The sequence below is a fragment of the Streptomyces sp. NPDC051582 genome (assembly GCF_040681715.1).
Classification (GTDB): domain Bacteria; phylum Actinomycetota; class Actinomycetes; order Streptomycetales; family Streptomycetaceae; genus Streptomyces.
This window is the reverse complement of the sequence record NZ_JBFAZJ010000006.1, coordinates 199,012-225,747: the sequence shown is the minus strand read 5'-3', so window position 1 is coordinate 225,747 and position 26,736 is coordinate 199,012. Positions and strand designations below refer to the sequence as shown.

Here is a 26,736-nt window from a genome sequence, read left to right as displayed (position 1 = left end):
CCGCGGACGGCGGATGATGCGCAGCGTCCGGTGCCGCCGTGCACCACGTACCTGACGGGATGTCGTGATGAGCCCCCTTGCCGCGTCCGAGCCCTCCGGGCCCTCCGAGCCGTCCGGGCCGTCCGTGCCTCGCGGGCCCCGGCCCGAAGTCCGCGTGACCGCAGGGGCGCTGCGCGGCAGCCGGGAGGGGGGTGTGGCGGTGTTCCGCGGCATTCCGTTCGCCGAACCCCCGGTCGGTGCCCTGCGCTTCGCCGCGCCGCGGCCGGCACAGGGCTGGAGCGGGGTGCGGGAGGCCGTCTCGTACGGTCCGCCGCCCCCGCAGGCCGGTGTGTTCGGGATGGACGCGCTGGCGCAGGAGGCTCCGGGCGACGACTGGCTGACGGTCAACGTGTGGTCGCCCGAACCCTCGTCGGGCGCCGGCCTGCCGGTGATGGTCTGGATCCACGGCGGCGCGTACGCGATCGGCATGTCCGGCCTTCCCGAGTACGACGGGGCCCGGCTCGCCCGGGACGGCGGCGTCGTCGTGGTCACGTTCAACCACCGCGTGGGCATCGAGGGCTTCGCGCAGATCGACGGGGCTCCGGCCAACCGCGGCCTGCTCGACCAGGTCGCCGCCCTCGAATGGGTCCGGGAGAACATCCGGGCCTTCGGCGGCGACCCCGACCGGGTCACGGCCTTCGGCCAGTCGGCGGGGGCGGGTTCGATCGCCGCGCTGCTGGCGATGGAGCGCGCGTCGGGGCTCTTCCGCCGGGCCATCGTGCAGAGCGCACCGGGCACCTACTTCTCACGGGAGCTCGCCGCGGACATCGCGGGCGCCTGCGCCGCCGAGCTGGGGCTGCGCCCGACCACCGCCGATCTGTCCGGTGTCGACCCACACCGACTGGCCGCGGCCGGTGACGCGGTCGCCGCCAAGATGGACCAGTGGGCGGACCGCTGGGGCCGACCCGCGCACCGGTCGATCCTCTTCGCGCCCGTCGTCGACGGCGAGGTCCTGACGGCCACACCCTGGCAGGCCCTGGCCGACGGCGCGGGCCGTGACATCGAACTGCTCGTCGGCCACACCCGCCATGAACAACGGCTGTTCACGCTGATCGAGGGAATGCTCGGGCAGGTGACCGAGGAGCAGGCGGCGACCGCCCTGCGCATCTTCGCGCCGGGCGAGGACGGCGACCGCCATTACCGCGAGGCCTTTCCGTCGGCGGGTCCGCAGGAGCTCTACGAGCTGGTCCACTCGGACTGGCTGTTCCGCATGCCCACGCTGCACCTCGCCCAGGCCCAGGCGGCCGCAGGCGGGCGCGCGCACGTCTACGAGCTGACCTGGCCGGCCCCGGGCATGGGCGGTGCCTTCGGTGCCTGCCACGGCCTGGACGTCCCCCTGGTCTTCGGCACCCTGGACCGCGGCCAGCCCGCCGTGCTGATCGGCGCGCCGCCCTCCGCGGAGGCGGAGGCCGTGTCCGCCCGTATGCGCGCCGCCTGGACGGAGTTCGCCGCCGGGGGCGCCCCGGGCTGGCCCGCGTACGACACCGCTGAACGCCTGGTCCGGCTCTTCGACGCCCGACCGGCCGTCACCGCCTATCCGGAACGGGACTCCGACCGGATCTGGATGAACCACACCTTCCCACCGCTTCCCCTGATCGGCGGGTAGCCACCGCAGGGTCCTATGCTCATCAGATGATGGACCGGGGGAGGGTCGTCGCGGCCGTGGCGTGGGGCGTGGTGGCCCTGTTGTTCACGGCGGTGACCGTGTGGGTGACCTTGGCCGGCCTCGCCGGACTGGGGTTCGTCGGCAGCGAGGACCAGCTCCAGGTCTCGCAGTGCCGACGCGTGGGCGGAGGGCGGGGCGGCAGCCACGTCGAGTGCACCGGGAGCCTGACGGCCTCCGCGGACGGCGGGCAGGTCAGGATCGTGCTGCCGGACGACGGGCGGAGCGCCGGGAGCGTCGTACGGGTCGCCAGGACGCCGTGGGGGAGGTACGCGCCCGTGGACACGGGCTTCACCTCGTGGGCGACGACGGCGCTCTACTGCTCCCTGTCATTGATCGCCGCGACGCTGTTCTCCTGGCTCTGCGCGAGGTCCGCGCGGCGGATCACTCCCCGAACGCGCCGTGCCGCCCCGCTCCCGAGGTGAAGCGGCCCGCGCCGGACGCCGTCTCTCCTTCGGCCAGCGGGACCAGGCCGTGGCGGTACTCCCCGGCCAGCGCCTGCGCCTCCTCCAGCCCGTGCTGTTCCAGGACGGACAACCGGTCGTGGCGCATGCACAGCCGGGGGAACGCGGCGATCTCGCGCGCCAGCTCCTCCGCCTTCGCGCGCGACTGCCCCACTCCCACCACCCGGTTCGCGAGCCCCATCCCGTGCGCCTCGGCGGCGCCGACCGGACGGCCCGTCAGGATCAGGTCCATGGCCCGGCTCTCGCCGATCAGCCGGGGGAGCCGCACCGTACCGCCGTCGATCAGCGGCACGCCCCAGCGCCGGCAGAACACGCCGAAGACCGCGTCCTCCTCCGCCACCCGCAGATCGCACCAGAGCGCCAGCTCAAGGCCCCCGGCCACGGCGTGCCCGGCGATGGCGGCGATCACCGGCTTGCCCAGCCGCATCCGGGTGGGCCCCATGGGCCCGTCCCCCGAGGCGAGCACCTGATTGCCGCGCTCGGTGCCGATCGCCTTGAGGTCGGCACCGGCGCAGAAGGTCCCGCCCTCGCCCCAGAGCACGGCGACGGCCGCGTCCTCGTCGGCCTCGAAGCGCCGGAAGGCATCGGCGAGCTGCGCCGCCGTCGGACCGTCCACCGCGTTGCGGACCTCCGGGCGGCTCAGGATCACCGTGAACACGGGGCCGTCGCGCTCGACCCGCACCGGTGCCCGCTCATCCGCCATGCCGCATCCTCACTGGTCGTCCTCGGTGAGGGGCCCGTAGTGGTACGCGAGCTCCCGCCAGGTCAGCGCGCCGCCGGGCTGCTCCTCCTGCCCGGGGCGGTCGAACCGGGCCATGCGCCAGGCACCCCGGTTCGGGCCGTCACCCAGCCGGGTCCACGCGTCCAGGTCGCCGTCGAGTACGCGTGAGGGCCCGTCATCGCCGGGGTCGGTGTCGTCGATGAGGGACCAGTGGCGCAGGTCGGGGCGCTGGGCCAGCCGTTCCTGGTAGGCGGCGGCCCGGGCCATGAAGTCGCGACCGCCGGCCGGGGCGCGCTTGACGTGCTCCAGGTCGTAGGCACTGGCGAGGCTGGTGAGCGTGTGGCGCATGTGACCAGCCTAAAAGCTCAGGCCTCCGTCCGGGAGCCGGTCCGGCGATCTGCTGCATTTCCCCTCTGGCCGGGGTCGGGGTCGGAGCCGGCCGCGTCGCCCGACGGGTCCCGTACCGCGGCCGCCACGTGATCGCGGAACCAGCGGTGACCCGGGTCGGCGGAGTTGCGGGGGTGCCAGGCCATTCCGAGGTCGAGGGGTTCCAGGTCCAAGGGGATGGGGAAGGTGCGCAGTCCCATCGCGGCGGTGGTGCCGGGGAGCCAGTCGGCCAGGGTGAGGGCGACGAGGTCGGTGTCCCGGGCGAGGACCATCGCGCTGGTGTGGCTGGGGACGACCACCGCCGTCCGCCGCCGGAGTCCGAGCTGCGCGAGGGCGGTGTCGATCGGGCCGTGGCATTTGCCGGTCCGCGAGATGCCGATGTGGTCGGCGGCGGCGAAGCGGCGCGCGTCGATCCGCCCCTTGAAGAGGGGATGGCCGGTGCGGGCGATGCCGACGAGCCGCACCCGGGTGAGCGCTCGGGTACGGATTTCCGGGTCCAGCTGTCCGAGGACGCCCAGCTCGACGTCGATCACGCCCTGCCGCAGCGCGGGGCCGCCCTCCATCGCCTCCGGCAGGAAGACCACGTCCACGTGCGGGGCCTCGGCGTGGATCCGCTCGGTCAGGGGTCCGGCCAGCCCGGCCAGGAGCAGGTCGGTGGTCTGCACGGTGAAGGTGCGCTGGAGGTGCACGGCGTCGAAGCCGGCACCCGGGCGCAGCACGTTGTCGCAGCCACGGAGCAGCGCGCCCACCTCCTCCCGGAGCTCCAGGGCTCGCGGGGTCGGGACCAGCTGCTGGCCCGCACGGACCAGCAGGGGGTCGCCGACGGCACGGCGCAGCCGGGCGAGCGTGCGACTGGCTGCCGCGGGCGAGGTACCGAGCCGCTCGGCGGCCCGGGTGACGCTGTTCTCCTGGAGCAGGGCGTCCAGGGCGCGCAGTAGATTCAGATCCATCGATGCTCCTGACCTGCATTTTTGTACCAGGAGCAACTATAGGACCCGCATCTTTGCGCCGCTGGGCAGCCCGCCCCTCCCGCCATCCGTCACAGGTGCCGGGTCAGGGGGCGCGCCAGACGTTGGCGAACGCGGCCTTCTCGATGGTCCGCCGCTGGCGTACGGCCTCCAACTCCATGACCGCGTCGTTGACGATCGCCAGCACGGTCGTGACCGCCTCGTCGTCGAGCTCCGGCTCCTCCTCGGAGGGGGCGCTCTGCACTCCGACGACCGCCGCGAGGGCTGCGAGCACGGGCTCGTCCGCCTCCCAGCGGTGCCGGGCCTGGCGGCGGGCGGGGGAGTCCACCAGTTCCAGGCGTTCGGACCCGAAGAGCGAGCGGCCGCTCCGTCCCTGCGTCAGCTGACCTTCGGCTTCGAGGGCGCTCTGGTACGCGGAGGCGAGATCGCGGCCCCTGCGCCACAACCAGTCCTCGACCCGCTCGTACGGCACGTGCCGGGTGAGCGCCTGCGAGGCTTCGCCCAACTGGTGGTCGTCCGGCACCGACTGCCCGCCCGGAACGATGCTGTCACCGTCCAAGGTGACGACCTGCGCGCCGATGAGATCGATCAGCTCCGCTCCGGCGAGCGCGAGCGACAAGTCGCCCTGCCCCACGGAATGGTTCGGCTGCGGATCCATGGCGATGATGAACAGGTCTTTCGCCGTGGTCATGAACGGCTCCCCTCGGGGTCATCGGCAGTGAGGTGTCCCACCGGGCGGCCCACCCGGCATCCGAGGCCGTCCGAACAGCGAGAGTAGCGCTCCCGGTTGGCGGAAAGCCGCCGTGTCGCGGGCCGGCGCCCCGCGAGGCGCGCTCGCGTCAGCCCCGGCGGGCCTGGAAGCGCGACGCCGATCAGCGGTCGTAGCGCCGGCGGAAACGCTCCACCCGGCCCTCGGAGTCCACGATCCGCGCGGTCCCCGTGTAGAACGGGTGGCTGGCGGACGAGACCTCGACATCGACCAGCGGGTAGGTCTTGCCGTCCTCCCATTCGACGGTGCTCGGCGCGTGCGCGGTCGACCGGGTCAGGAACGCGGTGCCGGCCGCACGGTCGCGGAAGACGACGGAACGGGATGCGGGGTGGATGCGGGGCTTCATGCGGTGTCCTTCCTCATGCCTCGTGCCTCGTGCCTGAGGCCTCAGGCTTCGTGCCTCAGGCGTGCGGGCCGGGTGCGCGTGCGTTCCGGGCGGTGCCCGGGGTGCCTCAGCGTTCCTCCCGGAAGGCGACGTGCTTTCCGGCCAGGGCGTCGTACTTGCGCAGGACCAGCCGGTCGGGGTTGTTCCGGGTGTTCTTGCGGGTCGTGTAGGTGGTGCCCGTCCCGGCCGTCGACTTCAGCCGGACGACGGGACGCGTGGTGTTGCGTGCCACGGGGTCCTCCTCTCGGCGGCACTCGCGCGATGTTTGACTCGCGCATGCCAGCTGAGTCCTGTAACAGGAGCCGGGCACGATGCATTCCCGCCGGGGAGCGCCCCGGCCCCTCCCCGTCCGAGTGATCATCGGTGTGGGTGCGTGTACGGCGGTGCGCGACTGCCGAGGATGGCGGCATGTCTCTTCGATCTTCATCACTGCGCCGTGCGCTGGGTCCGTTCGTGGCCGCCCTCGCACTGTCGGCCACCCTCGCCTCCTCCTCGGCCGCCGCTGCGGAGGCGTGCGGTTCGATCATCACCGCACCCCTGGCCGCGCCCGTCTCCGCCGACGACCCCTGCCCGAGCACCGACCCGGTCGTGTGCCGGATCCGGGTGCTCCCCATGGACGAGAAGGTCGAGGCCCAGAGGATCCGGATCCAGTACCACGACCTCCTTGAGGACATGCACCGGACCGCGGCCGACATGCGGGAGGCCGGGGCCACCGACGAGGAGGTCGCCAGGGAACTGGTGGACATGCGCAACCAGGCCAAGGCGATCACCCGCGCCGGCATGACCCCGGAAGAGGTCCGCATCCTCGAAGAGCGCAACATCGCCAAGTACGGCAACCCGCTCGGCCCCACCGCGGACCAGCTGTACGCCAAGTACGGCACCTGGCAGCAGGTCATCGACGCGTCGATGCGGACGAGCTACGCGGTCGACCGCGAACTCAGCCTGGAATACAAGCCCTGCCCCGTCTAGGACCTTCACGGTCCCGGTCGAAGTGCTGCGCCCGTCTCGCCCCTCCCTCCGCCGCTCGCCCCGCCGGACTCCCGCTCCCAGGCCGCGGCGAACATCTCGTGCAGCGGTGCCGTCGGCAGGACCCGGCCGAACGGGCTGAGGATCCGGTTGCGCGGCAGCGGCCGCACCGCGTGCGCCGCCAGCTTCGACGCCTCCAGGGGCAGGTGCGGGGACCCCGGCTCGGTCCACTCCCCGGGCAGGAACAGGGTCCGGCCCGCCCGGGCCCGCTTCGCCTCCACCACCCTGCCCGTGCCCAGCAGTTCCGTACGGGCGGCCGCGTGCCGCTTGGCCGACCAGTCGTTCCAGCGCCGTACGTTCCGGTCCGTCGGCGCGGCCAGCGTCGCCAGCTGGAGGTACAGGGCCGCCGCATCCGCGCCCGCCCCGAGCTGCTCAGCCACCCGGGCGAGTAGCTCCGGGCAGGACTGGCGCGGATCCGCCTCGTACGCACCGGCCGGCACCGCCCCGGACCGGGCCCGCCGCATCATCCGCTCCAGACCGCCGCCGGCCAGCAGCGGCTCCACCCGGTCCAGCTCCCGGCCCAGTTCGGCGACCTCCCGCACCCGCCGCCACGCCTCAGGGTCGGCCACCGCCGCCGGCCGCAGGAAGCAAGAGCCGCCCGGCACGCACACCACCAGCGCCCCCGCGTCGTACGCGGTCACCGCAAGCGGCTCCGCTTCCTTGCGGCGGTCCGTCGCCACCGGCAGCCGCCCGGGCCCGAACCGCTGAGCGATCCGCTCCGGGGTGTCCTCGACCCGCCCACCGGCCAGCGCGACCAGCAGTTCCGGACGATCGAGCTCCGCCCGCAGCCGCTCATAGAGGTCCATCGCGCCCGCCACCGCCGGATCACCCACGGGCCGGTCCGTCCACGCCCAGACCAGCGCGCTCGCGATCTGCCGGAGCGGGAGTCCCACCGGAGTGCGGTACGGCAGCTCGGGCCCGGCCGGCGGCACCGCCCGGACCTCCACGCCCGACCCGTACGCGGAAGCCGCCAGTTCCCACCCGGCCGCCTCCACCGTGGCGTCCGCCGCCGCCGCGTACCCGCCCGCGAGCCGCCGGGCCCACACCTCGCAGAGCCCCAGCCCGGCCTCCAGCGCGTCCGCCGCGTCGTCGTCCAGGGCGGGCAGCGTCCCGAGACGCTCCCGCCAGACCTCGGCCATGCGCTCCACGGCCGCCTCGACACCGCCCGGCCGCCACAGCTCGGCCGGGTCCTCGGGCAGGCCCGCCGCCAGGACCGCGCGGCGCCCCGCGCCGCCGAGCCCCGCGCGCAGCCGGTCGTACGCGTCGGCCGTCATCGGCGTCGCCTTGTACGGGGCCCTGCGGACCAGGGCGCGGTCCTCGTCACGGTCGGCCCGGCCGACCAGACCGGCCACCACGAGGCGGGCCACCGCCGCGCGCACGCCCGTCAGTTCGGCGAAGCGCACGGCAGCCGACTCCGGCACCGGCACCGGCCCGTGTTCCTCGACCGCCGCGACCAGGGCCCGCAGCCGGGCGGCGTCATCCCGCTCCACCCGGACCGGCCGCGCCTGCGGGGCCGCCGTCGGCACCGGGTCCTCGCCCGCCTCGGCCGCGGCCGCCACGAACCAGTGCTCCGAGCCGCCGGGCCGCACCGGCCAGGACGCCGCCGCCGTCCCGCTCGCGCGCAGCCCGCCCAGGGCCTCGGCGGACGCGCGGCCCACCCACCACCGGCCGCCCGCCCGGGCGAACGGCTGGTCGGCCCACGTGCCCAGCAGCGCCAGCAGCGCGGTCCGCTCCCCGTCCGGCGTCGGCTCCACCGCCGCCCGCCAGGCGACGGCGTCGATCGCGCCCATCAGCTGCGACCAGTCCCGCGGCGGCGCCGGCGGCGAGAGCCGCCGCACCTCCTCCTCGACGGCCCCCGCCAGGCAGGCCCCGTCGGCAGCCAGAGCGGTCAGCGTCGCGGGCAGGCTCACCTCGGGGCTGCGCCGCCCCGTCCCGCCCTCGCCCCGCGAGACCAGGCCGAACAACGCGGGCATCAGCACGGTGTCGGGCGCCGACCGGCGCGGCGGGGCGGGCGGCGCCTGCGCGAGCAGGGTCACGCGCCGGTGCAGGGCGAGCCTGCGCCCCTCCACCCGCGCGGCCCGCCCCGCCACCGCCACCACGGCCTCGACCAGCACCGGGTCGGTGACCTCCGGCAACTCCCGCGCCACGGCCTCACGCAGCGCCTCCGCGTCGCCGGAGCGGGCGGCCTCCAGCAACGCCTGCGCCGTCTCCCGGCCCGCGCCCCGCAGCGCCCGCGACCCGGCAGCGTCCCGGGTCCGCAGCAGATACCAGAAGGCGGGCGGCAGGGCCACGCCGCGCGACGCGGTGGCCCGGCGCACCGGGGCCACCCGCGGGTGCCGTGGCGACGCGTGCCCGTCCAGCTCCCACAGCAGAGCGCCGTCGGCGGCGTAGGCGCGCACGCCCGTACGGGTCTGCGCCTCGGCGAGGACCACGTCCTGCACCTCGTGCTCCACCGACGCCGCCTCCGGCGGCGCCCACAGACCCCACGGCTCCTGACCCTGCCGGTCGACGTCGAAGCGGGCGCTGCGCCCGTCCACGCTCTCCACCAGGTAGTGGTCCGGCGCGTTGTGGCGGTGCCGGGTGCGGTACAGCACCCGGGTGCCGACCAGCCCGTCCCGGCTGCCCAGCGGGGATCCGTCGAACCCGGAGGGCAGCGGCGCCAGCTGAAGCGCCTCCGAGGCCGGCGCCATCCCGACCTCGGACGGCTGCGCGGCCGGATCGGCATGCGCCGCGCGGCCCGGGAAGTCCGGCAGTGCGACCGGGCCCTGCGGCTCTCCGGTGACCGGGTCCACCACTTCCCAGGGCCTGCGCCCGAACACCGCGTTGGTCCAGATCCGCGAGCCGTCGCCGAGCTGGAGCTCGTCCCGGTCGATGCCCCCGGTCCCGCCCGGACGCAGGACCCGGCCGCCACCGTGGCGGCCGCCCCCGTCGGCGGTCTCGAACTGGAAGCCGTACGCCCCGTCCAGACTGCCGCCGAAGGGCACCAGACCGCCCACCTCGTCCGGGGCGAACGGCTCCGCGGGCCGCTCCGCCCACACGGCGGTGTCGCAGTGGTACGGGCTCTGCTTCAGGGTCCAGCTCACCAGGAAGGAGCCGCCCACGTAGTGCACCGCGTACATCGTCGCCTCGTCGGGCACCGTGAACTCGCAGGATCCGCGCACCCCTTCCGGACCGACGGCCACCGCCCGGTCCCGTCCGAACACCGTCAGCACCGGCCAGCTGGAGGTCACCCCGGCCACTCCCGCCGCACCCGGCAGCGCCTCGTCCGCTTCCTCCCCGCCGGCGCCCGACGCGAACGCGGCGTACACCGACTCCAGGGCCGGCCACGCCAGTTCCTCGGGCAGACCGGCCGACAGCGAGCGGTGCAGCGCGCCCGCCGCCCCCGCCCCGGCCAGCGCGTCGGCGATCCCGTCGAGGGCCGTCACCGTCGGCCGGTCCAGGACGGTCGCGAGCTCGGCCACGGCCTCCTCCGCCCCGGCCATGCCGCCACCGGCCACGGTGTCGACCAGCTTGCCGACCCGTACGGCCACCTCCTGGGCGATGCCCGCGTTGCCCGGCAGCAGCGTCACCGCCGAACCGGTCCGGCGCCGCGACGCGGGGCCCCACTGCGGCAGCAGATCCGCGTGCACGGTCCCCTCCAGCCGCGGGCCGAACACCGCGTCGGCGGCCAGTGCCGACAGGTCCCGGCGGGAGCGCTCACCCCAGAACCGCATCCGCGTCTGCGGCCCCGGGTCGACGACCGCCACGCCGGCCGCCAGACACGCGTCCAGCACGTCCGCGTCGAAGCCCTGGTGGTGGTACCGGGTGTGGTGAACCGCCACCGGGGCGCCCCCGGCCCGCAGCCGCGGACCCAACCGGCCCACCAGGTCGAGGAATTCCGCCGGCAGCGGCTGCCGCGCCACCCCGCCCCCGGACTGCGCCGCGTACTGGTACATCCGTACGTAGTTCCCGACCCAGCGGTGCAGCCCGCCCTCGGGCACCACCCGTCCGGCGGCCATGGCCTCCGCCGCGCCGGAGCCGATGAGCATCCGCAGCCAGGCCCCGCCGTCGGTCACCCCGTCCGGGAACACCTCCACCAGCCCCGCCGCGATCCCGTCCGTCGGCGGATGGGCCGTCAGGACCGTACCCGCGGCATCGAGCAGCGCCTGCGGCACCGACTTCTTCCGCGTGACCGACAGGATCGCGCCCACCAGCCGCGCGACCTCCCCGTCCCCGTGGCCGGCCGCCTTCGCGGAGGCCCGCACCCGGCGCACCAGGTCGGCCGGCAGGTCCGCCGCCGAACCCGCCCACGCGGTCACGAACGCCTCCAGGGCGGTGTGCGCGGCGGACGGCTCCAGCGTCTCGGCGAGGAACCGCTGGTGAGCCCCGAACTCCTTGGCCGGCATGGCCCCGCCCGCTGCGAACAGCAGAGCGTTGGCCCTGCGGTACGCGGGGTCCACGGGGAGCGCGTGCTGTGCCTCGGCCGCGCGCGCCGCCGCGTAGGCCCGCCCGCCCGGCCGGTTCCCGCAGCCGATCAGCCGGTGGCCCACCGTGTCCCAGAACCACGGCAGATGCGCCGCCGGCAGCCGCCGTGCCCGCGCCGTCATCGTGTCCACGAACCGGCCGGGCTTGGTCCGGGACCGCCCGAGCTCGGTGCGCATGTCCTCGATCAGATCGCGGGCGCCCGCGGCCGCGCCCGGGTCGTGGGCGGCGACCCAGTCGACGTAGGTGGTCGAGGTGTGAGCACCGGTGGTCGGCAGCAGGGTTTCCAACGAGACGATCATGTTTCGCATCGTCGCACGCCCCGCTGACAACCCCGCCCGACATGGTGTACGACGAACGGCCCGACCGCCGGTCCCCGTTCAGCCGGCCTGGTCATAGGCGGCGAAGAGGGCGACGAAGCTGTGCGGGGCGTCGTCGTCGAAGCACAGCTCGTGGTTCCGGGCCGCCTCGGCCGCGGCGTCGGCACTCCGCGGGAAGAGGGCCTCCTCGTAGGCGGTGAGCGCGGCTTCGACGTCGCCGGGGTGCGCGGCCATCGCGTTGCCGAGTTCGGCGCCGTCGTACATGGCGAGGTTGGCGCCCTCTCCGGCGAACGGCGACATGAGGTGGGCGGCGTCGCCGAGCAGGGTGACGCCGGGCACGCGGTCCCACCGGTGTTCGACCGGCAGGGCGTTGATGGTGCGCGGGACCGGAGCGGTATCGCCGTCCGTGATGAGCGAGGTGAGCTCCGGGGCCCAGTCGCCGAACTCCCCGGCGATCAGGGCCGCGGCCGCGTCCGGGTGGCTGAAGTCGATGCCGGCGAGCCAATCCTCCGGCTTGTTGAGCGACGCGTACGTGTGCAGGACCCCGCCGGGCTCCCGATGGGCGAGGATCCCCTTCCCCGGCGCGAGCGCGAAGAGCGACCCGCTGCCGACCGCCCGTGCGCCGGCCGGGTGCCGGGTGTCGGCGTCGAAGAGGTACGTCTCGATGAACGAGATGCCGACGTACTCGGGCTTCGCCTCGGAGAGCAGCGGCCGGACGCGCGACCAGGCCCCGTCGGCGCCCACCAGGAGGCCGGTCGTGACGGTGGCCCCGTCCGCGAACGTCACCTCGTGCCGGCCTTCGCCGAGGGGGCGGACCGCCGTGGCCTTGCGTCCCCACTTGATCGTGTCGGCCGGAAGCGAGTCGAGCAGGATGCGGCGCAGTTCGCCGCGGTGGACCTCCGGGCGGCCGCCGGTGCCGTCGTCCGGCTCGTCGCGGAGTACGGCTGCGGCCTTGTCGAGCACGCGCATGGCTTCACCGCCCTCGTGGACGAGGTCGAGGAAGGCGTCGAACAGGCCGGCCGCCTTCAGGGCCCGCTGTCCGTTGTGGTCGTGGATGTCGAGCATGCCGCCCTGCGTGCGCGCGGTCGGCGAGGGCTCCGCCTCGTAGATCGTCGCCGGGATGCCGTGGACGTGGAGGACCCGGGCGAGGGTCAGCCCGCCGAGTCCGGCGCCGATGATCGTGATGTCGGTGGTCATGGTGGTTCCGCCCCTGTCGGTCGCCTGTCTGGAATGCCGTTCCAGAACTCAGACTGGAGTGGCGTTCCAGAGTTGTCAAGCTGGAACGGAGTTCCAGACGTATGTCACGATGGGGCCATGGCAACCAGGGCGCGTCGTGCGGAGCGACGGGAGGAGCCGCTCTCCCGGGAGCGGATCGTCGAAGCGGCGATCGGCATCCTCGACGCGGTGGGTGAGGGCGGGCTCACGTTCCGCGTGCTGGCCGAACGCCTCGCCACCGGGCCGGGCGCCATCTACTGGCACGTGTCCGGCAAGGACGAGCTCCTCGGCGCCGCCACCGAGCTCGTCGTCGCCGCCACCGTGCTCGGGGGCGCTTCGGGGGCGACGCCGCAGGAGGCGATCCGCGTGCTCGCGCTCCGGCTCTTCGACGCGATCGACGCGCACCCGTGGATCGGCCGTCAGCTCGCCCGCTCGCCGGGGCGGTCGCCGATGCTCCAGGTCTTCGAACAGCTCGGGCGCCAGGTCCAGGCGCTGGGCGTACCCCGCCCCGCCCGGTTCACCGCCGCGTCCACGCTGCTGAGCTACGTCCTCGGAGTCGGCGGACAGAACGCGGCCAACGCCCACGGGCAGACGTCGCAGGAGGACCGGACCGAGTTCCTCGACGGCGTCTCGGCCGCCTGGGCGAACCTCGATCCCGACGAGTACGCGTTCACCCGCGACGTCGCGGAGCAACTCCGCGACCACGACGACCGGGTCGAGTTCCTCGCGGGAATCGACCTCATCCTCAACGGGATCGCCGCGTCGAAGGCCGACTGACGCGGCGATCCCGTCACGGCCGTCGTGGCCGATGGATGTGGGGGCGGCTGCTACCCCCGGGACCAGGACGCGCTGACGTGGTTGGTGCAGCGGTACATGGTCACCGGGGTGTGCTCGTCGTACGTGGTCAGGTCCATGCACATGGAGCTGCCGCGGTTCTGGATCGTGCCGTCTGCGTTGTACGTCCACTTGGCACTCGGATGGTCGCTGCACCGGTAGGTGGTCACCGGCGTGAATTCGTCGTAGGACGTCAGGTCCATGCACAGACTGCCGCCGACGTTCTGGATGGTGCCGTCGGAGTTCCATTTCCACTTGGCACTCAGATGGTCGGTGCAGCCGTACATCGTCACGGCGGTGTGTTCGGCGTAGGACTTGAGGTCCATGCACATGTAGTTGCCGCGGTTCTGGATCGACTGGCTCGGTTGAGAGAAGGCGTTGCTCGGGCTCGCCTGCAGCAGGATCGTGGCCGTGAACAGGGACATCGCCGCCATCCCGTGCAGGGCGGCCCTTCGTGCGCGCATGAATTTCCCCTCGGTGGCGAGTTTTTGGCTCACACTCAGGATTCCACGCGGGAGCGTCGTCACAGTTCACTCGATCGAGCGGATTCGAATTCTTGAGCCGCGAGATGACGCCAAGGATCGTTTCTGCATACACGAAGCTCTCCCGCCAATAAACGCACCGCTGGTTCAACCGTTTCCCAGCCGCGGCGGGCAGGTCGTTGGCCGGGTGCCGGCGCCTGCTCTGCCGGCCCCCGCCGCGCTCTTCGCGCGCTCGCGACGCCCGTCGGAACGCTGACCCCCTCCGAACCGGCCCCGGGAGGAGCGCCGGTCGTCTCATATGCGGAAATCCCGGAAAGCGGCGACAATGCCCGCCGGACGGAGAGAGCCGCGAGCGGAGGGGGTACGTACCCATGACCGAGCCGACCACCCCGGCGAACGAGACCACGGTGCCGATGCTGCCGTGCGTGTCCGTGGACGACACCCTGGAGTTCTACGAGGCGCTGGGCTTCGAGAACACGTACAAGCAGACCCGGCCCTACGTGTACCTGGCACTGCGCTGGAGCGGATTCGAACTGCACTTCGGCCCGGCGCCCAAGGAGCTGGACCCCGCCCGGGAGGACGCCGGCGGCTGCCTGGTCATGGTCGACTCGGTCGCCCCGTACCACGCCGCCTTCACCCGGGCCATGCGCCGCACCTACGGCCAGGTCCTCGCCACCGGAAGGCCGCGGATCACGCGCTACCGTCCCGGCGCGAGCCGTTTCAGCCTGGTCGACCCGTCCGGCAACTCGATCGTCTTCGTCCGGCGCGACGAACCGATGGAACTGGACTACGGCGGCTCGAAGCAGCTCGAAGGGCTGGCCAAAGCCCTCGACAACGCCCGTATTCTCCGCGAGTTCAAGGACGACGACCGCGCCGCGTTCCGCGCCGTGAAGTCCGCGCTGCGCAAGTTCGGCGAGGACGCCCCGGCGGCCGACCGGGCGCGGGCCCTGGCGGTCCTCATCTCGACCTCGGCCGCCCTGGGCGAGCACGGCGACGACGTCCCCGCCTGGACCGCGGAACTGGAAGGCATCCCCCTCACCGAGGCCGAGCGGGAACAGGTCGAGGCCGAACTGCACAACACCTCAGACCTGAACAATGACTGACGGATCCGGTCGACGGCCCGTAAGGTGTGACATCTGCTTCCGGCGTGACGAGCTCTGTCGACATCTCTTCCGTCGGGTGCGGCTGTATGCGTTCTTTGTGGCTGGATATGATCGGCGCCACTCGCTCGCGCGATCCTGCCCCGCCGCATACCGAGGACCGATGTCTCCCATACCCGAAGGCACCCCAGGGCCGTCGAAGGCCCGAAGACGGCGCACCGTGCGCCTCCGTACGATGCTCATATGGCTCGCGGTCGTGCCCACCGTGGCCATGGGCGCCCAGGTGGCGGTGACCGCCGAACGGCTGCTGACACAGGCCGACCACCTGCGCGAAGACCTGGCGGCCAGCAAGCGGATCGGCGAGCCGTTGTTCCGGCTCATGACCGAGCTCCAGGCGGAACGGAAGATGACCGCCGCGCGCTGGGCGGGCGCCGCGGTCCGTGACGGCGACCTGCGCGACCGCAGGGCGGCCACCGACAAGGCCGTGGCCGAATTCCGGCGCCTGTCGCCGGAATCCGACCGCGCGCCCGAGCCCGGGCAGACCGCGGAACACGTGCAGGAAGTCAAGGACCGCCTTGAGCAGCTCGGCGCCTTCCGCTCGCGCGCGGACGCCCGCAGCGGTGTCGCCGCTCAGACGATGGCGTACTACGACGGCGTCATCGACGGGATCACCGGTCTCTACCAGGGGGCGTTCGCCCACGCAGAGGACGCCGGCCTCCTCCAGGAGAGCCGCCCGGTCATCGCCATGCTCTCCGCATCCGAGATGCTGGCCCGCCAGGACACGATCCTCACGCTGGCCGGACCTTCCCGCGAGCTGACGCCCACCGCCTTCGGCGAATTCCTGAGCGACGCCGGCGCGCACCGGCACCTGTACGACTCCTGGGTCGTCCCGTACCTGCCGCCCGCGGAACAGCAGACGTACGAGAGGATCACCACCTCGGACGCCTGGAAGACGAAGCTCCGCGTCGAGACGGCGGTCATCGCCCAACACAAGATCACCGATTCCGGGATGAAGCTGCCCGCCGAGGTCAACGACTGGTCGGCGGCGTACCCGGTGTTCTCGGGACAGCTGACGGAGCTGGGGAACCAGCGTTCGCGCGACCTGCTGGCGCACGCCGACGAGAAGGCCGCCGAGCTGGAGGGCGAGGTCTACTGGCTGATCGGCGGCAGTGCCGGAGCGCTGCTGCTGGTCGTCGCCGTCGTGGTGGTCACCACCCGCTCGGTCCTGCGCCGCCTGCGGCGGCTGCACGAGCGCACCGTGGCCATCGCCGAGGTCACGCTGCCGGACGTCGTGGCCCGGCTGCACCGCGGCCAGGCCGTCGACGACGCGGCACTGCCGCTGGTACGCGGGGACCAGGACGAGGTCGGGCAGATCAACGACGCGTTCGCCCGGGTCGTCGCGGTGTCCGTGGACGGTCACCGGCAGCTCGCGGCCGAGCGGCACGGCTTCGGCATGTTCGCCTCCGGCATCGCCTCGCGCACCGGGAACCTGGTCAGCCGCCAGCTGAGCCTCACCGAGGACATCCAGGACGCTTTCGGGCACGACGAGGCGCTGCTCGCCGAGTTGATGCGGTCCGACCAGCTCACGGTCGGGATGCGGCGGCAGGTCGAGAACCTGCTCATCCTGTCCGGCGGCGAGGTCCCCGACCCGCACACCGAGCCGATGAGGGTCGCCGACCTGCTGCGCGAGGCAGCGGCGGAGGTCGAGGACTTCCGGCGGATCGAACGGCACGCGCTGGACGAGGCGAGCGTCGAACCGAGCGTGATCAGCCAGATCAGCCACCTGCTGGCGGAGCTGCTCGACAACGCCACCCGCTTCTCGCCGCCCCGGTCGAAGGTGGTCATCCGGGCCGAACTGGTCGCGGACGGCTTGTCGGTGGAGATCGAGGACCGCGGGCCGCGCGTGGGCGAGTCCGGCTACGAGGAGATGAACCGGCGCCTGCACTCGGCCCCGCCCTACTCCGAACTCGCCGAGAACGCGCACCGGCTGGGCCTGTTCGTGGTCGGGCACCTGGCCGAGCAGCTGGGTGCCAAGGTCACGCTGAGGCGTTCGGTGTACGGGGGGACCTCGGCGGTCGTCGTGCTGCCGAGCGACCTGCTGGCGCGGACGGCCGCCCCGGCCGCGTCCGCGACCCCGGCCGCGACACCGGAGGCGACCCGCACCCCCGGGCCCGCCGCAGCACCGGAGTCCGCCTCCGCGCCCGTCCCCGCGCGCGCCCCCGCCCCCGTACGGGCGCCCGTACCCGAGCCGGTCCCGCACCAGGCCGCCCCCGAGCGGCCGGCGCCCGCACTCGCGCAGCGCACGCCGGCGCTCCGCCCCGTGACCGGGGACGGCGGCGGTCGCCCGGCCGGTCGCCCGGCCCTCCCGGAGCGCGTCCCGCAGACGCACATGACCAGCCAACTGCGCGCACCGCGAGCACCGGAGCCGGAGCCGGGCCCCGGCCCGGACACCCCCGAAGAGGTCGCCGACGCCTGGGCGGACTATGAAGAGGGAACGCAGAAGGTGGAAGCCGAGCTCAGACAGGAACAGGACCAGCGATGACGACGACCCCCAACTCCGCCACCTCCAGCGAGATGATCTTCAGCGTTCTGGACAACCATCTCAGCCGGATCGCCGGCATCCAGGGAGCCGTACTCCTCTCCAACGACGGGATCCCGCTCAGCGCCTACCTCCTGGACCGGGACCAGTCGGAGCGCATGGCGGCCGCGGCCTCCGGGATCGCCGCCACGATGAAGGCGATATCCCGTGAGATCGACGGCGGCCGCGTGATCCGCCAGCTGGTGGAGATGGACGACCGGTACCTCTGCGTCGTCGGATGCGGGGAGGGCAGCACGCTCCTCGTGGTCACGTCCCGCAAGGCCCGGCTCGGCGAGCTGGGCGGCGAGGCGGTACGGACCGCCCAGGCGCTCGGCGAATGGCTGGGCACGCCGGAGCGTCCCCAGGCGCCCAAGCCGTAATGCCGGACCCGGAGATGGCGGAGCCCGAAAGCTCCGAAGCCGAGGCGCAGGGGCCCGTACGGCCCGAGCCGCCCGAGCCCGATGCGCCGCAGCGCGGCGGCGCCCGCCGTACCCGGCTCTACGCGCTGACGGACGGCCGGACCGCGGCGCCCCACACGGTGCTCACCATGGACACCACGATCACGGCGGCCGTCGGCGCGGAGGCCCGAGGCGGCCTGCCCACCGAATGGCAGGCCGTCCTCGCCATGTGCGCCCGGCCGGGCGGGCTGGCGGTCGCCGAGATCGCGGCGCGGATGAGGATCCGGCTCACCCCGATGACGCTGCTGCTCGGCGAACTCGCGGACCGCGGGCTGATCCACCACCGGCCGCCCCTGCAGGGGGCGGAGACCACCAACGTCCACATGCTCATGAGAATCAGGGACAACCTTGCCCGGATATGATGGATACGACCCGTCTGCCGCCCCCGCCGGACAGGTGTCGCCTGTCAAGATCCTCATCGCGGGAGGCTTCGGCGTCGGCAAGACGACCCTGGTCGAGACGATCTCCGAGATCGAGCCGCTGCGCACCGAGGAACGGCTGACCGCGGCCGGAGTGGGCGTCGACGACCTCGACGGCATCGAGTCCAAAGCCGTCACCACGGTCGCCATGGACTTCGGCCGGCGCACCCTCACCGACGCGGGCGTCGTCCTCTACCTCTTCGGCACGCCGGGCCAGGAGCGTTTCTGGTTCATGTGGGACGACCTGCTGGCCGGCGCCCTCGGCGCGCTCGTCCTCGTCGACACGCGGCGCCTGGACCGCAGTTTCCCGGCGATCGACTTCTTCGAGAGCCGCGGGCTGCCGTTCGTGGTGGGCGCGAACTGCTTCCATGGCGAACAGCCCTACACGGCCGAGGAGATCGGCGCCGCGCTGCACCTGCGCGACCCGGGCACCCCCGTCCTCCTGCTCGACGCCCGCGCCCGCACCGATGTCCGCGACGCGCTCCTCGCCCTCCTCGACCTGCTGATCAGTTCGGTGGACGCGGCGTAACGGCGACCCCGAGGGGCCGCGCCGCTCCCTCCGACCGCCTCAGGCCCCCCCGGCGCCGTCCGCCGAGCGCGGCGCGGTGGGGGCGGGGCCGGCGGTCGCGGGCGCGGCGGGCGCCGGGGCGACGGCGAGGTCGGCCAGGATCGCCTCGGCGAGGCCCTCGCGCCGGATCCGCTGGTCCACGTACAGCATGGCGCTCGCCATGTGGCTGAAAGCGATCTGGAAGACCTGCCCGGCCGCCCCGCCGAGGAACAGGAGGACGACGGCGAACACCAGAGCGGCGATGGACCCCGCCGCGGGGGTGCCGTGGTCGGACATCCCCTGGAGGGAGGGCACCATCGCGAACGTCCCGATGAGGTTGAACGGTATCTCGATCGCGTAGGCGATCGCGCCCGCCAGCATGGAGATGACGATGGTGTAACCGAAGATCCGCCACCAGTCGCCCCGGACCAGCGCCGTCGAGCGCCGCAGCCCGGTGACCGGACCTGCGCCCTCCATGACGACCACGGCCGGAGCCAGGCCGAACCGGATGCCGAGCCAGACGGCCAGCGGCGCGGCGGCCAGCATCAGCAGCGGCAGGAAGCCCATCAGCGCGAGGGCGTCCTCCCCGGAACCGGCGGAGAACACCAGCGGCAGCCACACGGCGAGGACGACGAACACCGGGGAGCCGGCGATCAGGCCGCTCAGGAACATGGCGCCGGCCACCGCCGGAGCCCGCCGGACCGAGGCCCGCCACAGCGTGCGGAAGGTGGTGGGGCGGCCCGTCACGGCTTCCTTGAGGACCGCCGGGCAGAGCGCGGCGATGACCGCCATGCCCAGCACGCCGATGGCCATGAACAGTACGAACACCACGACGGCCGCGACGACCAGCGGTACCACGTGCTCCGACGCCGGATCCTCGCCGAACGGCGGATGGAAGACGGGATCGAAGTGGTCGTGGACCGAGGCCGCGGCGATGCCCACCACGAGGGCCATGACCGGCAGGACGACGGCCAGTACGGCCAGCGCCCCACCGGCGAGCGTCTTCCAGTGGCCGCGGATCGCCGCGAACGAGCCGGTGATGATGTCCCCGAGGGACAGCGGACGCAGGGGGATCACCCCGGGCTGGGGCGCCGCCGGCGGCCGGCCTCCCCACTGCGGGGCGCCGCCCCAACCGCCCCCGTGCGCTCCCGGCCAGCCGTTCTGCGTCATTCCCGTGCTCCGTACGTCGTCCCCCAGTAGGACGGACAACATAACCCAGCTGGTCAGGGCCATGACAGGGCGGTCTCCGCGCCGCGCGCCTGAGGACAGCGGATGCTCCTACGTGAACGGCACGTTGACGCAGGCGAGCCGTGTCCCGGCCGTTCCCGCGGCGCCGGCCCCCGTGTGGGTGGCGTGCTCGTGGATCACCACGGAGCGGGCCTGACCGGCGCGGAACCGCCAGGCCTGGACGGCCGCCGTGGCGCCGTCGCCGTGCCCGTCGGTGCGGATGTCGAGCCACACCTCGTTGTGCGGACCGGCGTACGCGGGGTTCGTCGAGGGCTGCTCGGGGTCCGTGGCGTTCTGGTAGTGGGGCCCGGAGTCGTTCGGCTTGGCGCCGCAGGGCTTCTGGTGCACATGGGCGCCGAAGGTCCGGTTCGCCTGCACGCCGTGCAGCCGCAGCTCCACGTACGTGTCGTCGCCCACCCGCTCGGTGACGGTGACTTCGCTGCCGACCGGCACCGCCTGGGTGTCGAAGGTGACCGCCTGCTGGGCGGGCCGGCCGCCGGCCGCCCGGAACGAATCCTCGATCGTCACGTCCTGGCCGGCGACCATGCCCAGCGGCAGGACGACGGCCAGGGAGGCGGTGAGTGCTGAAACGAGGAATGACATCTTCCGCTCCTCTCGCCACGGGGTCTCGCGGAGGCTCCCCCCGTGCCCGCGCGATCCGGCCGTGCGCGTTGGCGGATCGCCGTGACCATGGTGGCGCACCCGGCGGCCCCGCGCGGGGCGCATCGAGGGTGTCGGCCCGCTTTTCCCTGATCAGCCGCGTGATTTACGGATCGCTCGGCGCGAGTCGCGGCAGCGCCGGTCAAGGCGGTCGGCACCGGGGCGGCGGCCGGTTCCGGGCCGGCGGCGGCCGGTTCCGGGCCGGCGGCGGCCGGTTCCGGGCCGGCGGAGGCCGGCCGCGATTGAATGGGACGGACAGCGCCCGGGCGGCTCCGGGCGATCCGCCGTGAAGGGACCGCGATGCGAGGCGCCACGGGCGATCACCCTCCTGCCACCAGCGGCTACGACGCCGAACTGCGGCGGCACAACGAGGTGCTGCGCCGCGCGGCCGGCATCCGGCTCCACGACCACGTCCTCGACATCGGCTGCGGCACCGGGCAGACCACCCGCCAGGCAGCGCGTACGGCACGGGAGGGCAGCGCGCTCGGGGTCGACGTCTCGGCGCCCGCGATCACGCGAGCCCGCGAGCTGGCCCGGGCAGAGGGGCCGGGCAACGTCGCGTTCGAGCACGCGGACGCACAGGACCACCCCTTCCCGCAGGAGCGTTTCGACCTGGTGATCAGCAGGTTCGGCACGATGTTCTTCGACGACCCGGGCGCCGCGTTCACCAACATCGGGCGAGCGCTGCGCCGGGACGGGCGCCTGGTGATGATGGTCTGGCAGGCCGGCGAGCTCAACGAATGGGACGTCACCATCCGCCGGTCCCTCGCCGCGGCCGAAGGCTCGGCGGCCGGACCCCCCGGCGGACCGGACCCGTTCTCGCTCGCCGACCCGACGGCCGTTCAGGAGCTCCTGCGGGGCGCGGGGTTCACGGACGCCTCGTTCACCGACGTGCACGAGGACGTCAACTACGGTCGGGACGTGGCCGCCGCCCTCGCATGGGTGCGTGGATTCACGTGCACGAGCGAAGTCCTGAAGCGACTGGATCCGGCGGCCGCGACACGCGCCGTGGAGACCCTGCGGGCGGAGCTCGCCGCGCACCTGGGCGAAGACGGCGTCCGGTTCGACTCCCGGGCCTGGATCGTCGCCGCGCGGCGCTCGTGAACGCGGGACGCGGGTAAAAGGAACGATCCTCTGCGGGGCCTCCCGGGTGACGGCGCGCCACGCCCGGCACGGCACGGTGTCGTACGGCGGCTCGCTTGACCACCATGTGCCCGTGATCCCATCCCACTTGATCGGCGCGCTCTCCGCCCTCGCCCTGCTCGTACCGGCCGCCGCGTACGACGCCTCCGCAGCCCCTGTGGCCCCCGCCCCCGGCCCCGCCCGGCCGCGGGACTTCTTCGCCGACCTCCCCAAGGGCGGTGACCTGCACAACCACCTCTCGGGTGCGGTCACCACCGAGTTCCTGATCGAACTCGCCGCCGAAGACGGCCTCTGCATCACCACCGACACGACCACCGCGGTCCCCCCGCCGTGCGGATCCGGCACCCGCCCCGCCGCCGACGCCGTCACCGACGCGGCGTTCCGCCGGCAGGTCATCCAGGCCTGGTCGATGCAGGACTTCCCGGCCGACGGCAACGGTCACGACCACTTCTTCGCGACCTTCGACAAGTTCGGCGAGGTGCCGTGGCGGCACCCCGGCCGCATTCTCGCGGAGGTCGCGGGCTCGGCCGCCCGGCAGAACCAGTTCTACCTGGAGACCATGATCACCCCGGCCTCGGGGGCGGCCCGCACCCTCGCCGACCGGGTCGGCTACGACGCCGACCTCGACGCCATGCACGACAAGCTGCTCGCCGACGGCGGCCTGGACGCGGTCGTCCGGCAGGCCCGCGCCGACGCCGACACCACCGACGCCGAGTTCCGCACCGCCGCGCACTGCGACACCCCGCGGCCCGACGCCGCGTGCTCCCTCCCGTACCGCTGGATCTCCCAGGTCGGCCGCCTCGGCACCCCGCAGCGGGTGTTCACCCAGCTGGCGCTGGGCATGCGGCTGGCCGAGAGCGACCCGCGCTTCGTCGCCGTCAACCTGGTCCAGCCGGAGGACGGTGAGGTGGCCCTGCGCGACTACCGCCTGCACATGCGGATGGTGAACTACCTCAAGACCCAGTACCCGAAGGCGCACGTCACCCTGCACGCGGGCGAGCTGGTGCCCGGCCTCGTGAAGCCGGAGGACCTCACCTTCCACATCAGGGACGCCGCCCAGACCGGCCGCGCCGAGCGGATCGGACACGGGGTGTCCGTACTCCACGAGGACCGCTGGGAGTCGCTCATGCGCTACATGGCCGACCGGCGGATCGCCGTCGAGGTCCCCTTCCACAGCAACGCGCAGATCCTGCGGGTCTCGGGCGACGCACACCCCTTCGCCACGTACCGAAGCCATGGCGTGCCGGTGGTCCTCGCCACCGACGACCCGGGCGTGTCCCGGATCGAGATCACCGACGAGTACCGCTGGGCCGCGCAGACGTACGGGCTCGGCTACGCCGAGCTGAGGGATCTGGCCCGGGCCTCGCTGGAGTTCGCGTTCCTGCCCGGTCGCAGCCTGTGGGACCGCGACCTGCGCAGCGGCTACCGGCCGTCCGGAGCCTGCGCGGGGGAGCGCCAGGGCGGTGAGCGGCCGGGCAAGCGGTGCGCCGCCTACCTGGCCTCCAGCCCGAAGGCGCAGGTCGAGTGGCGTCAGGAGGCGGCGTTCCACCGCTTCGAGGCCGCCCACCCCGGCGCCACCCGCCCCGGCTCCCGCTGATCCCGGGACCCGGCCGGGTCCGGCGCGACGGCCCCTCAGGTCAGGGGCAGCTGCATGAGGGTCAGGTCGAGCCAGCGGCCGAACTTGGTGCCGACCTCCGGGACCGTGCCGACATGGCGGAACCCGAAGCGCTCGTGCAGGCCGATGGACGCGGCGTTCTCGGCTTCGATGCCGGCCACCACGACGTGGTGGCCGGCATCGCGCGCCGAGGCGATGAGGGCGGCCAGCAGCGCCGAGCCGATGCCGAGCCCGTGCCGGCCCTCGCGGACGTAGACCGAGTCCTCCACCGTGTGGCGGTACCCGTCCTTCTCCCGCCACGGGCCGTAGACCGCGAACCCGGCCGTCTCGCCCTCCACCTCGGCCACGAACGCCGAGCCGCGCTCCAGGTGGGCGGCGAGCCAGGCGGTCCCCTCGGCCGGGGAGAGCTGGATCCGCGTCCACAGGGCCGTCGAATGCTCGATCGCGTGGTTGCGGATCGCGCGGATGGCCTCCTCGTCGCCGGGGCGCGCCCGGCGTACCGTGACCGTCCCGCCACTTGCGTATAGTGGATTCATGTCCAACATAGTAGATCCCCTGGTCGGCCGGATCGCGGCCCGGGTCCGCACCGAACGCGAACGCCGCCGGTGGACCCTGGCGCGGCTCGCGGACGCCTCCGGGGTCTCCCAGGCCATGATCAGCCGGATCGAGCGGGGCGAGAGCAGTCCCACGGCAGTGGTCCTGGGCAAACTGTCCGCCGCTTTCCAGCTGAGCGTCGCCTCCTTGCTGGCCCTCGCCGAGGGGGCGCCGGACGAAGCGGCGGCAACCACTGGAGTGCATCGCCGGGCCGAGGCGGCCGAGTGGCGCGACCCGGCCACCGGCTACCGGCGCCGCCAGGTCACCGGCCCGCTCTTCCCCGCGGAGATCGCCGAAATCCGGCTGCCGCCGGGAGCCCGCGTGCCCTACCCGGCGGCGGCCTTCGCCTTCGTGCGCCAGGTCGTCTGGGTCCTCGACGGCCACCTGACCTTCCACGACGGGGACGCCGTCCACGAACTGGGCGAGGGCGACACCGTCGAACTCGGCGAGCCCACCCCGCGCGTCTTCGCCAACTCCACCGACACCGAGTGCCGTTACGCCGTCGTCCTCACCCGCGGCACCCGGCCCTGACCGGCTCCGCTCCCCGGGACGGCCCGTTCTTCGTCGCGTCCGTGTCACTCCGGAACGTTCCGGATGCCGTGGCCGGGGCTGCCGCCGGTACGTTGTCGATCGCGTCCGACCGTCCGACCCTCTCGTCGATCCGTCGATCCGTCGATCCGTCGATCCGTCGATCCGTCCGTACGACCGGCCCGGGGAGCAGTGATGCCGACGACCGCCACCGTGCTCAGGCAGCAAGAGCGCAGGGTGCTCCGTGCGGTCGGCTGCGGGTTGCGGGACGACGAGATCGCCGCCGACCTCGCCATCCCCGAGGACGCGGTGGCCGGACATCTCGCGCGCATCCTGGCCAAGCTGGGGCTGCGCGACCGGGCCGCCGCCATCGTCCACGCCTTCGACTGCGGCCTGGTCGTCCCCGGCAGCGGTCCCCGTACGCGGGAGGTGCGCCGGGTGCCGGCAATCGTCACCGCCCGCCCCGCCGGACCCGTACCCAGGGTGCGGATCTCCTTGCTCGGACCGCTCCAGGCCCGGCAGGACGGCCGGCCCCTGAACCCGGGCCACCTGCGCCAGCAAGCGGTACTGGCGGCGCTCGCGCTGGGCGCGGGGCGGACGCTCAGCCGGCAGGAACTGCTCGACGGGGTATGGGGGATGGAGCCGCCCCTCACGAACGTGGTGCCGGTGTACGTCTACCGATTGCGCAAGACCCTGCGGATCGGGGACGGCCCGGGCTCGGTGATCGAGCACGACCGCTGCGGCTACCGGCTCGCCCCCGGCGCTGTCGACGTGGACGTGGCACGCATGGATCAGCTGCTCGCCGATGTCGCCAGGGCCGACCGGGCGGGCGAGGCGACCGAGGTGGTCCGCCTGTGTGCGCGGGCTCTTGACCTGTTCCGCGGCGAACCTCTGGCGGGACTCCCCGGGCCGCTCGCCGAGGCGGAGCGGCTGCGGCTCACCGAGCGCCGGATCGCCGTCATACAGCGGAAGTCGCAGTGGCAGCTGCGCCTGGGCCGGCACTTCGAGGCGATCGCCGAACTGTCCGCCCTGGCCGCGGCGCACCCGCTGAACGAGCCGGTGGCCGCGATGCTGATGCGCGCGCTCTGGCGCAGCGGCCGGCGGACCGAGGCCCTGGCCGTCTTCGACCACACCAGCCGCCGGCTGGCCGAGGACCTGTCGGTGCCGCCGAGCCGGATGCTGCGGGGGACGTACGAGCGGATCCTGCGCGGGGACCGCCTGCCGGCGGCCGAACTCCCGGCCGCCGGCAGGCGGTGAAGGATCCGCCGCGTGGTTACCAGGCGTACCAGGCGCCGTTGTACCACTGCTCGCTGGCGCTGTCGTTGTGGTGGTCCATGTTGAAGTCTTCGGGGTAGTTCCGCACGTGGTTGTTCGGATAGGTCCAGATGCCGGCCGACTCGTCGCAGACGTAGTCCCAGTGGCAGATGGTCTTGACGGGCACGTTCCCGAAGAACCGGTCCGCACCCGCGAGCGGGGCGCCGATGATGCCGCCGAACGGCACGGAGCCGCCGTTGGCACCGGGAGGGCCCTGCCTCTTGGGGTCGGCGATGAGAACGGCGTTGACGTTGTCGAACGTCTGCCAGTTCTCGGTGACCCACGTGTGCACCACCGCGGCGCCCAGGGAGTAACCGCCCATCTTGACGTGCTGCCACGGACAGGCGGCACGCTGGTCGCGGACCAGCCGGTTCAGCTCGTTCACGCCCGCGCGGGCGCTCGCGCCGTTGGGGATCTGGGTGGGGTACCCGACGTGCTGCTGGATGTTTCCGTAGAAGCCGTCGTTGTTCCACGAGCTGCCGGTGCCCCCGACGACGATCGTGTACGTGCCCTCGCACGAAGCCGTCGTCTTGGCCGAGGCCCCCTGGGCGTTGGCCCCCTGTACCGCCGAAAGCCCGACGGTCAGCAGGAACCCGGCCGCCATCGCCGCGATCGTTCTGGCTCGCATGTCGATCCTCCCCAAATAGTCGGCCCACGCGCCCGCCTTGCGATGCGCAGCGCGATCGGCCGAGATCACCGGACGACAGTGGCAGCGGGCGATGACATCCCGATGAAACCCGCGGCGGCGCGGCGACTCCATCGGGATTTCATCGCTGCTCCCTAGCGTGGGCGCGTTCGGGCGAGGGGCCCGGACCACAG

General features: G+C 73.4%; 26 protein-coding genes. 13 read left to right on the top strand and 13 right to left on the bottom strand.

What is annotated here, in order from left to right; genetic code table 11:
* Positions 1 to 67 precede the first annotated feature (67 nt).
* Together AB0M92_RS11325 and AB0M92_RS11320 are read left to right on the top strand one after the other, a co-directional pair.
* Complete coding sequence (locus AB0M92_RS11325; RefSeq protein WP_366101860.1) at positions 68 to 1,645, top strand: carboxylesterase family protein; 1,578 nt, start codon at positions 68 to 70, stop codon at positions 1,643 to 1,645.
* A gap of 26 nt (positions 1,646 to 1,671) precedes the next feature.
* Positions 1,672 to 2,127 carry a hypothetical protein gene (locus AB0M92_RS11320; protein WP_366101859.1) on the top strand — a complete coding sequence of 152 codons (456 nt, stop codon included), beginning with the start codon at positions 1,672 to 1,674 and terminating at the stop codon, positions 2,125 to 2,127.
* On the opposite strand, the gene AB0M92_RS11315 is transcribed toward AB0M92_RS11320, so the two are convergent.
* From AB0M92_RS11315 to rpmG, 6 genes are all read right to left on the bottom strand, one after another.
* Entirely contained in the window at positions 2,087 to 2,869 is a 783-nt protein-coding gene (locus AB0M92_RS11315; protein WP_366101858.1) for a crotonase/enoyl-CoA hydratase family protein, read from the bottom strand. The two genes, AB0M92_RS11320 and AB0M92_RS11315, sit on opposite strands and share 41 nt — an antisense overlap.
* A gap of 9 nt (positions 2,870 to 2,878) precedes the next feature.
* Positions 2,879 to 3,235 carry a hypothetical protein gene (locus AB0M92_RS11310; protein WP_366101857.1) on the bottom strand — a complete coding sequence of 119 codons (357 nt, stop codon included), beginning with the start codon at positions 3,233 to 3,235 and terminating at the stop codon, positions 2,879 to 2,881.
* Between the two features lie 17 nt (positions 3,236 to 3,252).
* A complete protein-coding gene (locus AB0M92_RS11305; protein WP_366101856.1) occupies positions 3,253 to 4,224 on the bottom strand; it encodes a LysR family transcriptional regulator in 972 nt (323 codons plus the stop codon).
* Between the two features lie 103 nt (positions 4,225 to 4,327).
* A complete protein-coding gene (locus AB0M92_RS11300; protein ID WP_366101855.1) occupies positions 4,328 to 4,933 on the bottom strand; it encodes a GPP34 family phosphoprotein in 606 nt (201 codons plus the stop codon).
* 181 nt (positions 4,934 to 5,114) lie between these two features.
* Positions 5,115 to 5,357, bottom strand: coding sequence for a type B 50S ribosomal protein L31 (locus tag AB0M92_RS11295; protein WP_366101854.1), 243 nt, complete (start codon positions 5,355 to 5,357; stop codon positions 5,115 to 5,117).
* Positions 5,358 to 5,463: 106 nt separating this feature from the next.
* A complete protein-coding gene (gene rpmG, locus AB0M92_RS11290) occupies positions 5,464 to 5,628 on the bottom strand; it encodes a 50S ribosomal protein L33 (RefSeq protein ID WP_366101853.1) in 165 nt (54 codons plus the stop codon).
* A 176-nt stretch (positions 5,629 to 5,804) separates the two neighbouring features.
* On the opposite strand from rpmG, the gene AB0M92_RS11285 reads away from it, so the two are divergent.
* Positions 5,805 to 6,365: a hypothetical protein gene (locus tag AB0M92_RS11285; RefSeq protein WP_366101852.1), complete on the top strand. Its 561-nt coding sequence runs from the start codon at positions 5,805 to 5,807 to the stop codon at positions 6,363 to 6,365.
* Positions 6,366 to 6,370: 5 nt separating this feature from the next.
* Here the strand turns inward: AB0M92_RS11285 and AB0M92_RS11280 are convergent, their stop codons facing one another.
* Complete coding sequence (locus AB0M92_RS11280) at positions 6,371 to 11,185, bottom strand: hypothetical protein (RefSeq protein ID WP_366101851.1); 4,815 nt, start codon at positions 11,183 to 11,185, stop codon at positions 6,371 to 6,373.
* Between the two features lie 78 nt (positions 11,186 to 11,263).
* A complete protein-coding gene (locus AB0M92_RS11275) occupies positions 11,264 to 12,400 on the bottom strand; it encodes an NAD(P)/FAD-dependent oxidoreductase (protein WP_366101850.1) in 1,137 nt (378 codons plus the stop codon).
* A 117-nt stretch (positions 12,401 to 12,517) separates the two neighbouring features.
* Between AB0M92_RS11275 and AB0M92_RS11270 the strand changes: the two genes are divergently transcribed.
* Positions 12,518 to 13,195: a TetR/AcrR family transcriptional regulator C-terminal domain-containing protein gene (locus AB0M92_RS11270; RefSeq protein ID WP_366101849.1), complete on the top strand. Its 678-nt coding sequence runs from the start codon at positions 12,518 to 12,520 to the stop codon at positions 13,193 to 13,195.
* Between the two features lie 50 nt (positions 13,196 to 13,245).
* Here AB0M92_RS11270 and AB0M92_RS11265 read toward each other — a convergent pair whose 3' ends face one another.
* The gene (locus AB0M92_RS11265) at positions 13,246 to 13,716 is read right to left on the bottom strand and encodes an RICIN domain-containing protein (RefSeq protein ID WP_366101848.1); all 471 of its coding nucleotides are present in this window, start codon (positions 13,714 to 13,716) and stop codon (positions 13,246 to 13,248) included.
* A gap of 389 nt (positions 13,717 to 14,105) precedes the next feature.
* Here AB0M92_RS11265 and AB0M92_RS11260 point away from each other — a divergent pair, with 389 nt between their 5' ends.
* From AB0M92_RS11260 to AB0M92_RS11240, 5 genes are all read left to right on the top strand, one after another.
* The gene (locus tag AB0M92_RS11260; protein ID WP_366101847.1) at positions 14,106 to 14,837 is read left to right on the top strand and encodes a glyoxalase; all 732 of its coding nucleotides are present in this window, start codon (positions 14,106 to 14,108) and stop codon (positions 14,835 to 14,837) included.
* Between the two features lie 217 nt (positions 14,838 to 15,054).
* Positions 15,055 to 17,376: a nitrate- and nitrite sensing domain-containing protein gene (locus AB0M92_RS11255; protein ID WP_366101845.1), complete on the top strand. Its 2,322-nt coding sequence runs from the start codon at positions 15,055 to 15,057 to the stop codon at positions 17,374 to 17,376.
* Positions 17,373 to 17,792, top strand: a complete 420-nt coding sequence (locus tag AB0M92_RS11250) for a roadblock/LC7 domain-containing protein (RefSeq protein ID WP_366101844.1) — start codon at positions 17,373 to 17,375, stop codon at positions 17,790 to 17,792. Before AB0M92_RS11255 ends, AB0M92_RS11250 begins: the two co-directional genes overlap by 4 nt.
* 14 nt (positions 17,793 to 17,806) lie before the next feature.
* Complete coding sequence (locus tag AB0M92_RS11245) at positions 17,807 to 18,232, top strand: DUF742 domain-containing protein (protein WP_366101843.1); 426 nt, start codon at positions 17,807 to 17,809, stop codon at positions 18,230 to 18,232.
* A 34-nt stretch (positions 18,233 to 18,266) separates the two neighbouring features.
* Positions 18,267 to 18,818 carry an ATP/GTP-binding protein gene (locus AB0M92_RS11240; RefSeq protein WP_366101842.1) on the top strand — a complete coding sequence of 184 codons (552 nt, stop codon included), beginning with the start codon at positions 18,267 to 18,269 and terminating at the stop codon, positions 18,816 to 18,818.
* A gap of 39 nt (positions 18,819 to 18,857) precedes the next feature.
* Here the strand turns inward: AB0M92_RS11240 and AB0M92_RS11235 are convergent, their stop codons facing one another.
* Positions 18,858 to 20,006, bottom strand: a complete 1,149-nt coding sequence (locus AB0M92_RS11235; RefSeq protein ID WP_366101841.1) for a hypothetical protein — start codon at positions 20,004 to 20,006, stop codon at positions 18,858 to 18,860.
* A gap of 108 nt (positions 20,007 to 20,114) precedes the next feature.
* Positions 20,115 to 20,666, bottom strand: a complete 552-nt coding sequence (locus AB0M92_RS11230; protein WP_366101840.1) for a superoxide dismutase family protein — start codon at positions 20,664 to 20,666, stop codon at positions 20,115 to 20,117.
* Between the two features lie 357 nt (positions 20,667 to 21,023).
* On the opposite strand from AB0M92_RS11230, the gene AB0M92_RS11225 reads away from it, so the two are divergent.
* Together AB0M92_RS11225 and AB0M92_RS11220 are read left to right on the top strand one after the other, a co-directional pair.
* Positions 21,024 to 21,827, top strand: a complete 804-nt coding sequence (locus AB0M92_RS11225; RefSeq protein WP_366101839.1) for a methyltransferase domain-containing protein — start codon at positions 21,024 to 21,026, stop codon at positions 21,825 to 21,827.
* A 112-nt stretch (positions 21,828 to 21,939) separates the two neighbouring features.
* A complete protein-coding gene (locus AB0M92_RS11220) occupies positions 21,940 to 23,463 on the top strand; it encodes an adenosine deaminase (protein ID WP_366101838.1) in 1,524 nt (507 codons plus the stop codon).
* 35 nt (positions 23,464 to 23,498) lie between these two features.
* Here the strand turns inward: AB0M92_RS11220 and AB0M92_RS11215 are convergent, their stop codons facing one another.
* Positions 23,499 to 24,017 (bottom strand): N-acetyltransferase family protein, encoded by a 519-nt coding sequence (locus AB0M92_RS11215; protein WP_366101837.1) that lies wholly within the window; start codon positions 24,015 to 24,017, stop codon positions 23,499 to 23,501.
* Between AB0M92_RS11215 and AB0M92_RS11210 the strand changes: the two genes are divergently transcribed.
* Positions 24,016 to 24,606, top strand: a complete 591-nt coding sequence (locus AB0M92_RS11210) for an XRE family transcriptional regulator (RefSeq protein ID WP_366101836.1) — start codon at positions 24,016 to 24,018, stop codon at positions 24,604 to 24,606. The two genes, AB0M92_RS11215 and AB0M92_RS11210, sit on opposite strands and share 2 nt — an antisense overlap.
* 192 nt (positions 24,607 to 24,798) lie before the next feature.
* Positions 24,799 to 25,860 (top strand): BTAD domain-containing putative transcriptional regulator, encoded by a 1,062-nt coding sequence (locus tag AB0M92_RS11205; protein WP_366101835.1) that lies wholly within the window; start codon positions 24,799 to 24,801, stop codon positions 25,858 to 25,860.
* Positions 25,861 to 25,876: 16 nt separating this feature from the next.
* On the opposite strand, the gene AB0M92_RS11200 is transcribed toward AB0M92_RS11205, so the two are convergent.
* The gene (locus tag AB0M92_RS11200) at positions 25,877 to 26,545 is read right to left on the bottom strand and encodes a cutinase family protein (RefSeq protein ID WP_366101834.1); all 669 of its coding nucleotides are present in this window, start codon (positions 26,543 to 26,545) and stop codon (positions 25,877 to 25,879) included.
* Positions 26,546 to 26,736: the final 191 nt, after the last annotated feature.

Excerpts from the sequence above, each read along its gene's own strand:
- AB0M92_RS11280 (WP_366101851.1), bottom strand. The coding sequence starts at position 11,185 with ATGATCGTCTCGTTGGAAACCCTGCTGCCGACCACCGGTGCTCACACC.
- AB0M92_RS11310 (WP_366101857.1), bottom strand. The coding sequence starts at position 3,235 with ATGCGCCACACGCTCACCAGCCTCGCCAGTGCCTACGACCTGGAGCAC.
- AB0M92_RS11325 (WP_366101860.1), top strand. The coding sequence starts at position 68 with ATGAGCCCCCTTGCCGCGTCCGAGCCCTCCGGGCCCTCCGAGCCGTCC.
- AB0M92_RS11250 (WP_366101844.1), top strand. The coding sequence starts at position 17,373 with ATGACGACGACCCCCAACTCCGCCACCTCCAGCGAGATGATCTTCAGC.
- AB0M92_RS11300 (WP_366101855.1), bottom strand. The coding sequence starts at position 4,933 with ATGACCACGGCGAAAGACCTGTTCATCATCGCCATGGATCCGCAGCCG.
- AB0M92_RS11270 (WP_366101849.1), top strand. The coding sequence starts at position 12,518 with ATGGCAACCAGGGCGCGTCGTGCGGAGCGACGGGAGGAGCCGCTCTCC.
- AB0M92_RS11225 (WP_366101839.1), top strand. The coding sequence starts at position 21,024 with ATGCGAGGCGCCACGGGCGATCACCCTCCTGCCACCAGCGGCTACGAC.
- AB0M92_RS11210 (WP_366101836.1), top strand. The coding sequence starts at position 24,016 with ATGTCCAACATAGTAGATCCCCTGGTCGGCCGGATCGCGGCCCGGGTC.
- AB0M92_RS11295 (WP_366101854.1), bottom strand. The coding sequence starts at position 5,357 with ATGAAGCCCCGCATCCACCCCGCATCCCGTTCCGTCGTCTTCCGCGAC.
- AB0M92_RS11265 (WP_366101848.1), bottom strand. The coding sequence starts at position 13,716 with ATGCGCGCACGAAGGGCCGCCCTGCACGGGATGGCGGCGATGTCCCTG.
- AB0M92_RS11215 (WP_366101837.1), bottom strand. The coding sequence starts at position 24,017 with ATGAATCCACTATACGCAAGTGGCGGGACGGTCACGGTACGCCGGGCG.
- AB0M92_RS11200 (WP_366101834.1), bottom strand. The coding sequence starts at position 26,545 with ATGCGAGCCAGAACGATCGCGGCGATGGCGGCCGGGTTCCTGCTGACC.
- AB0M92_RS11320 (WP_366101859.1), top strand. The coding sequence starts at position 1,672 with ATGATGGACCGGGGGAGGGTCGTCGCGGCCGTGGCGTGGGGCGTGGTG.
- AB0M92_RS11285 (WP_366101852.1), top strand. The coding sequence starts at position 5,805 with ATGTCTCTTCGATCTTCATCACTGCGCCGTGCGCTGGGTCCGTTCGTG.
- AB0M92_RS11245 (WP_366101843.1), top strand. The coding sequence starts at position 17,807 with ATGGCGGAGCCCGAAAGCTCCGAAGCCGAGGCGCAGGGGCCCGTACGG.
- AB0M92_RS11315 (WP_366101858.1), bottom strand. The coding sequence starts at position 2,869 with ATGGCGGATGAGCGGGCACCGGTGCGGGTCGAGCGCGACGGCCCCGTG.
- AB0M92_RS11230 (WP_366101840.1), bottom strand. The coding sequence starts at position 20,666 with ATGTCATTCCTCGTTTCAGCACTCACCGCCTCCCTGGCCGTCGTCCTG.
- AB0M92_RS11205 (WP_366101835.1), top strand. The coding sequence starts at position 24,799 with ATGCCGACGACCGCCACCGTGCTCAGGCAGCAAGAGCGCAGGGTGCTC.
- AB0M92_RS11260 (WP_366101847.1), top strand. The coding sequence starts at position 14,106 with ATGACCGAGCCGACCACCCCGGCGAACGAGACCACGGTGCCGATGCTG.
- AB0M92_RS11235 (WP_366101841.1), bottom strand. The coding sequence starts at position 20,006 with ATGACGCAGAACGGCTGGCCGGGAGCGCACGGGGGCGGTTGGGGCGGC.
- AB0M92_RS11275 (WP_366101850.1), bottom strand. The coding sequence starts at position 12,400 with ATGACCACCGACATCACGATCATCGGCGCCGGACTCGGCGGGCTGACC.
- AB0M92_RS11305 (WP_366101856.1), bottom strand. The coding sequence starts at position 4,224 with ATGGATCTGAATCTACTGCGCGCCCTGGACGCCCTGCTCCAGGAGAAC.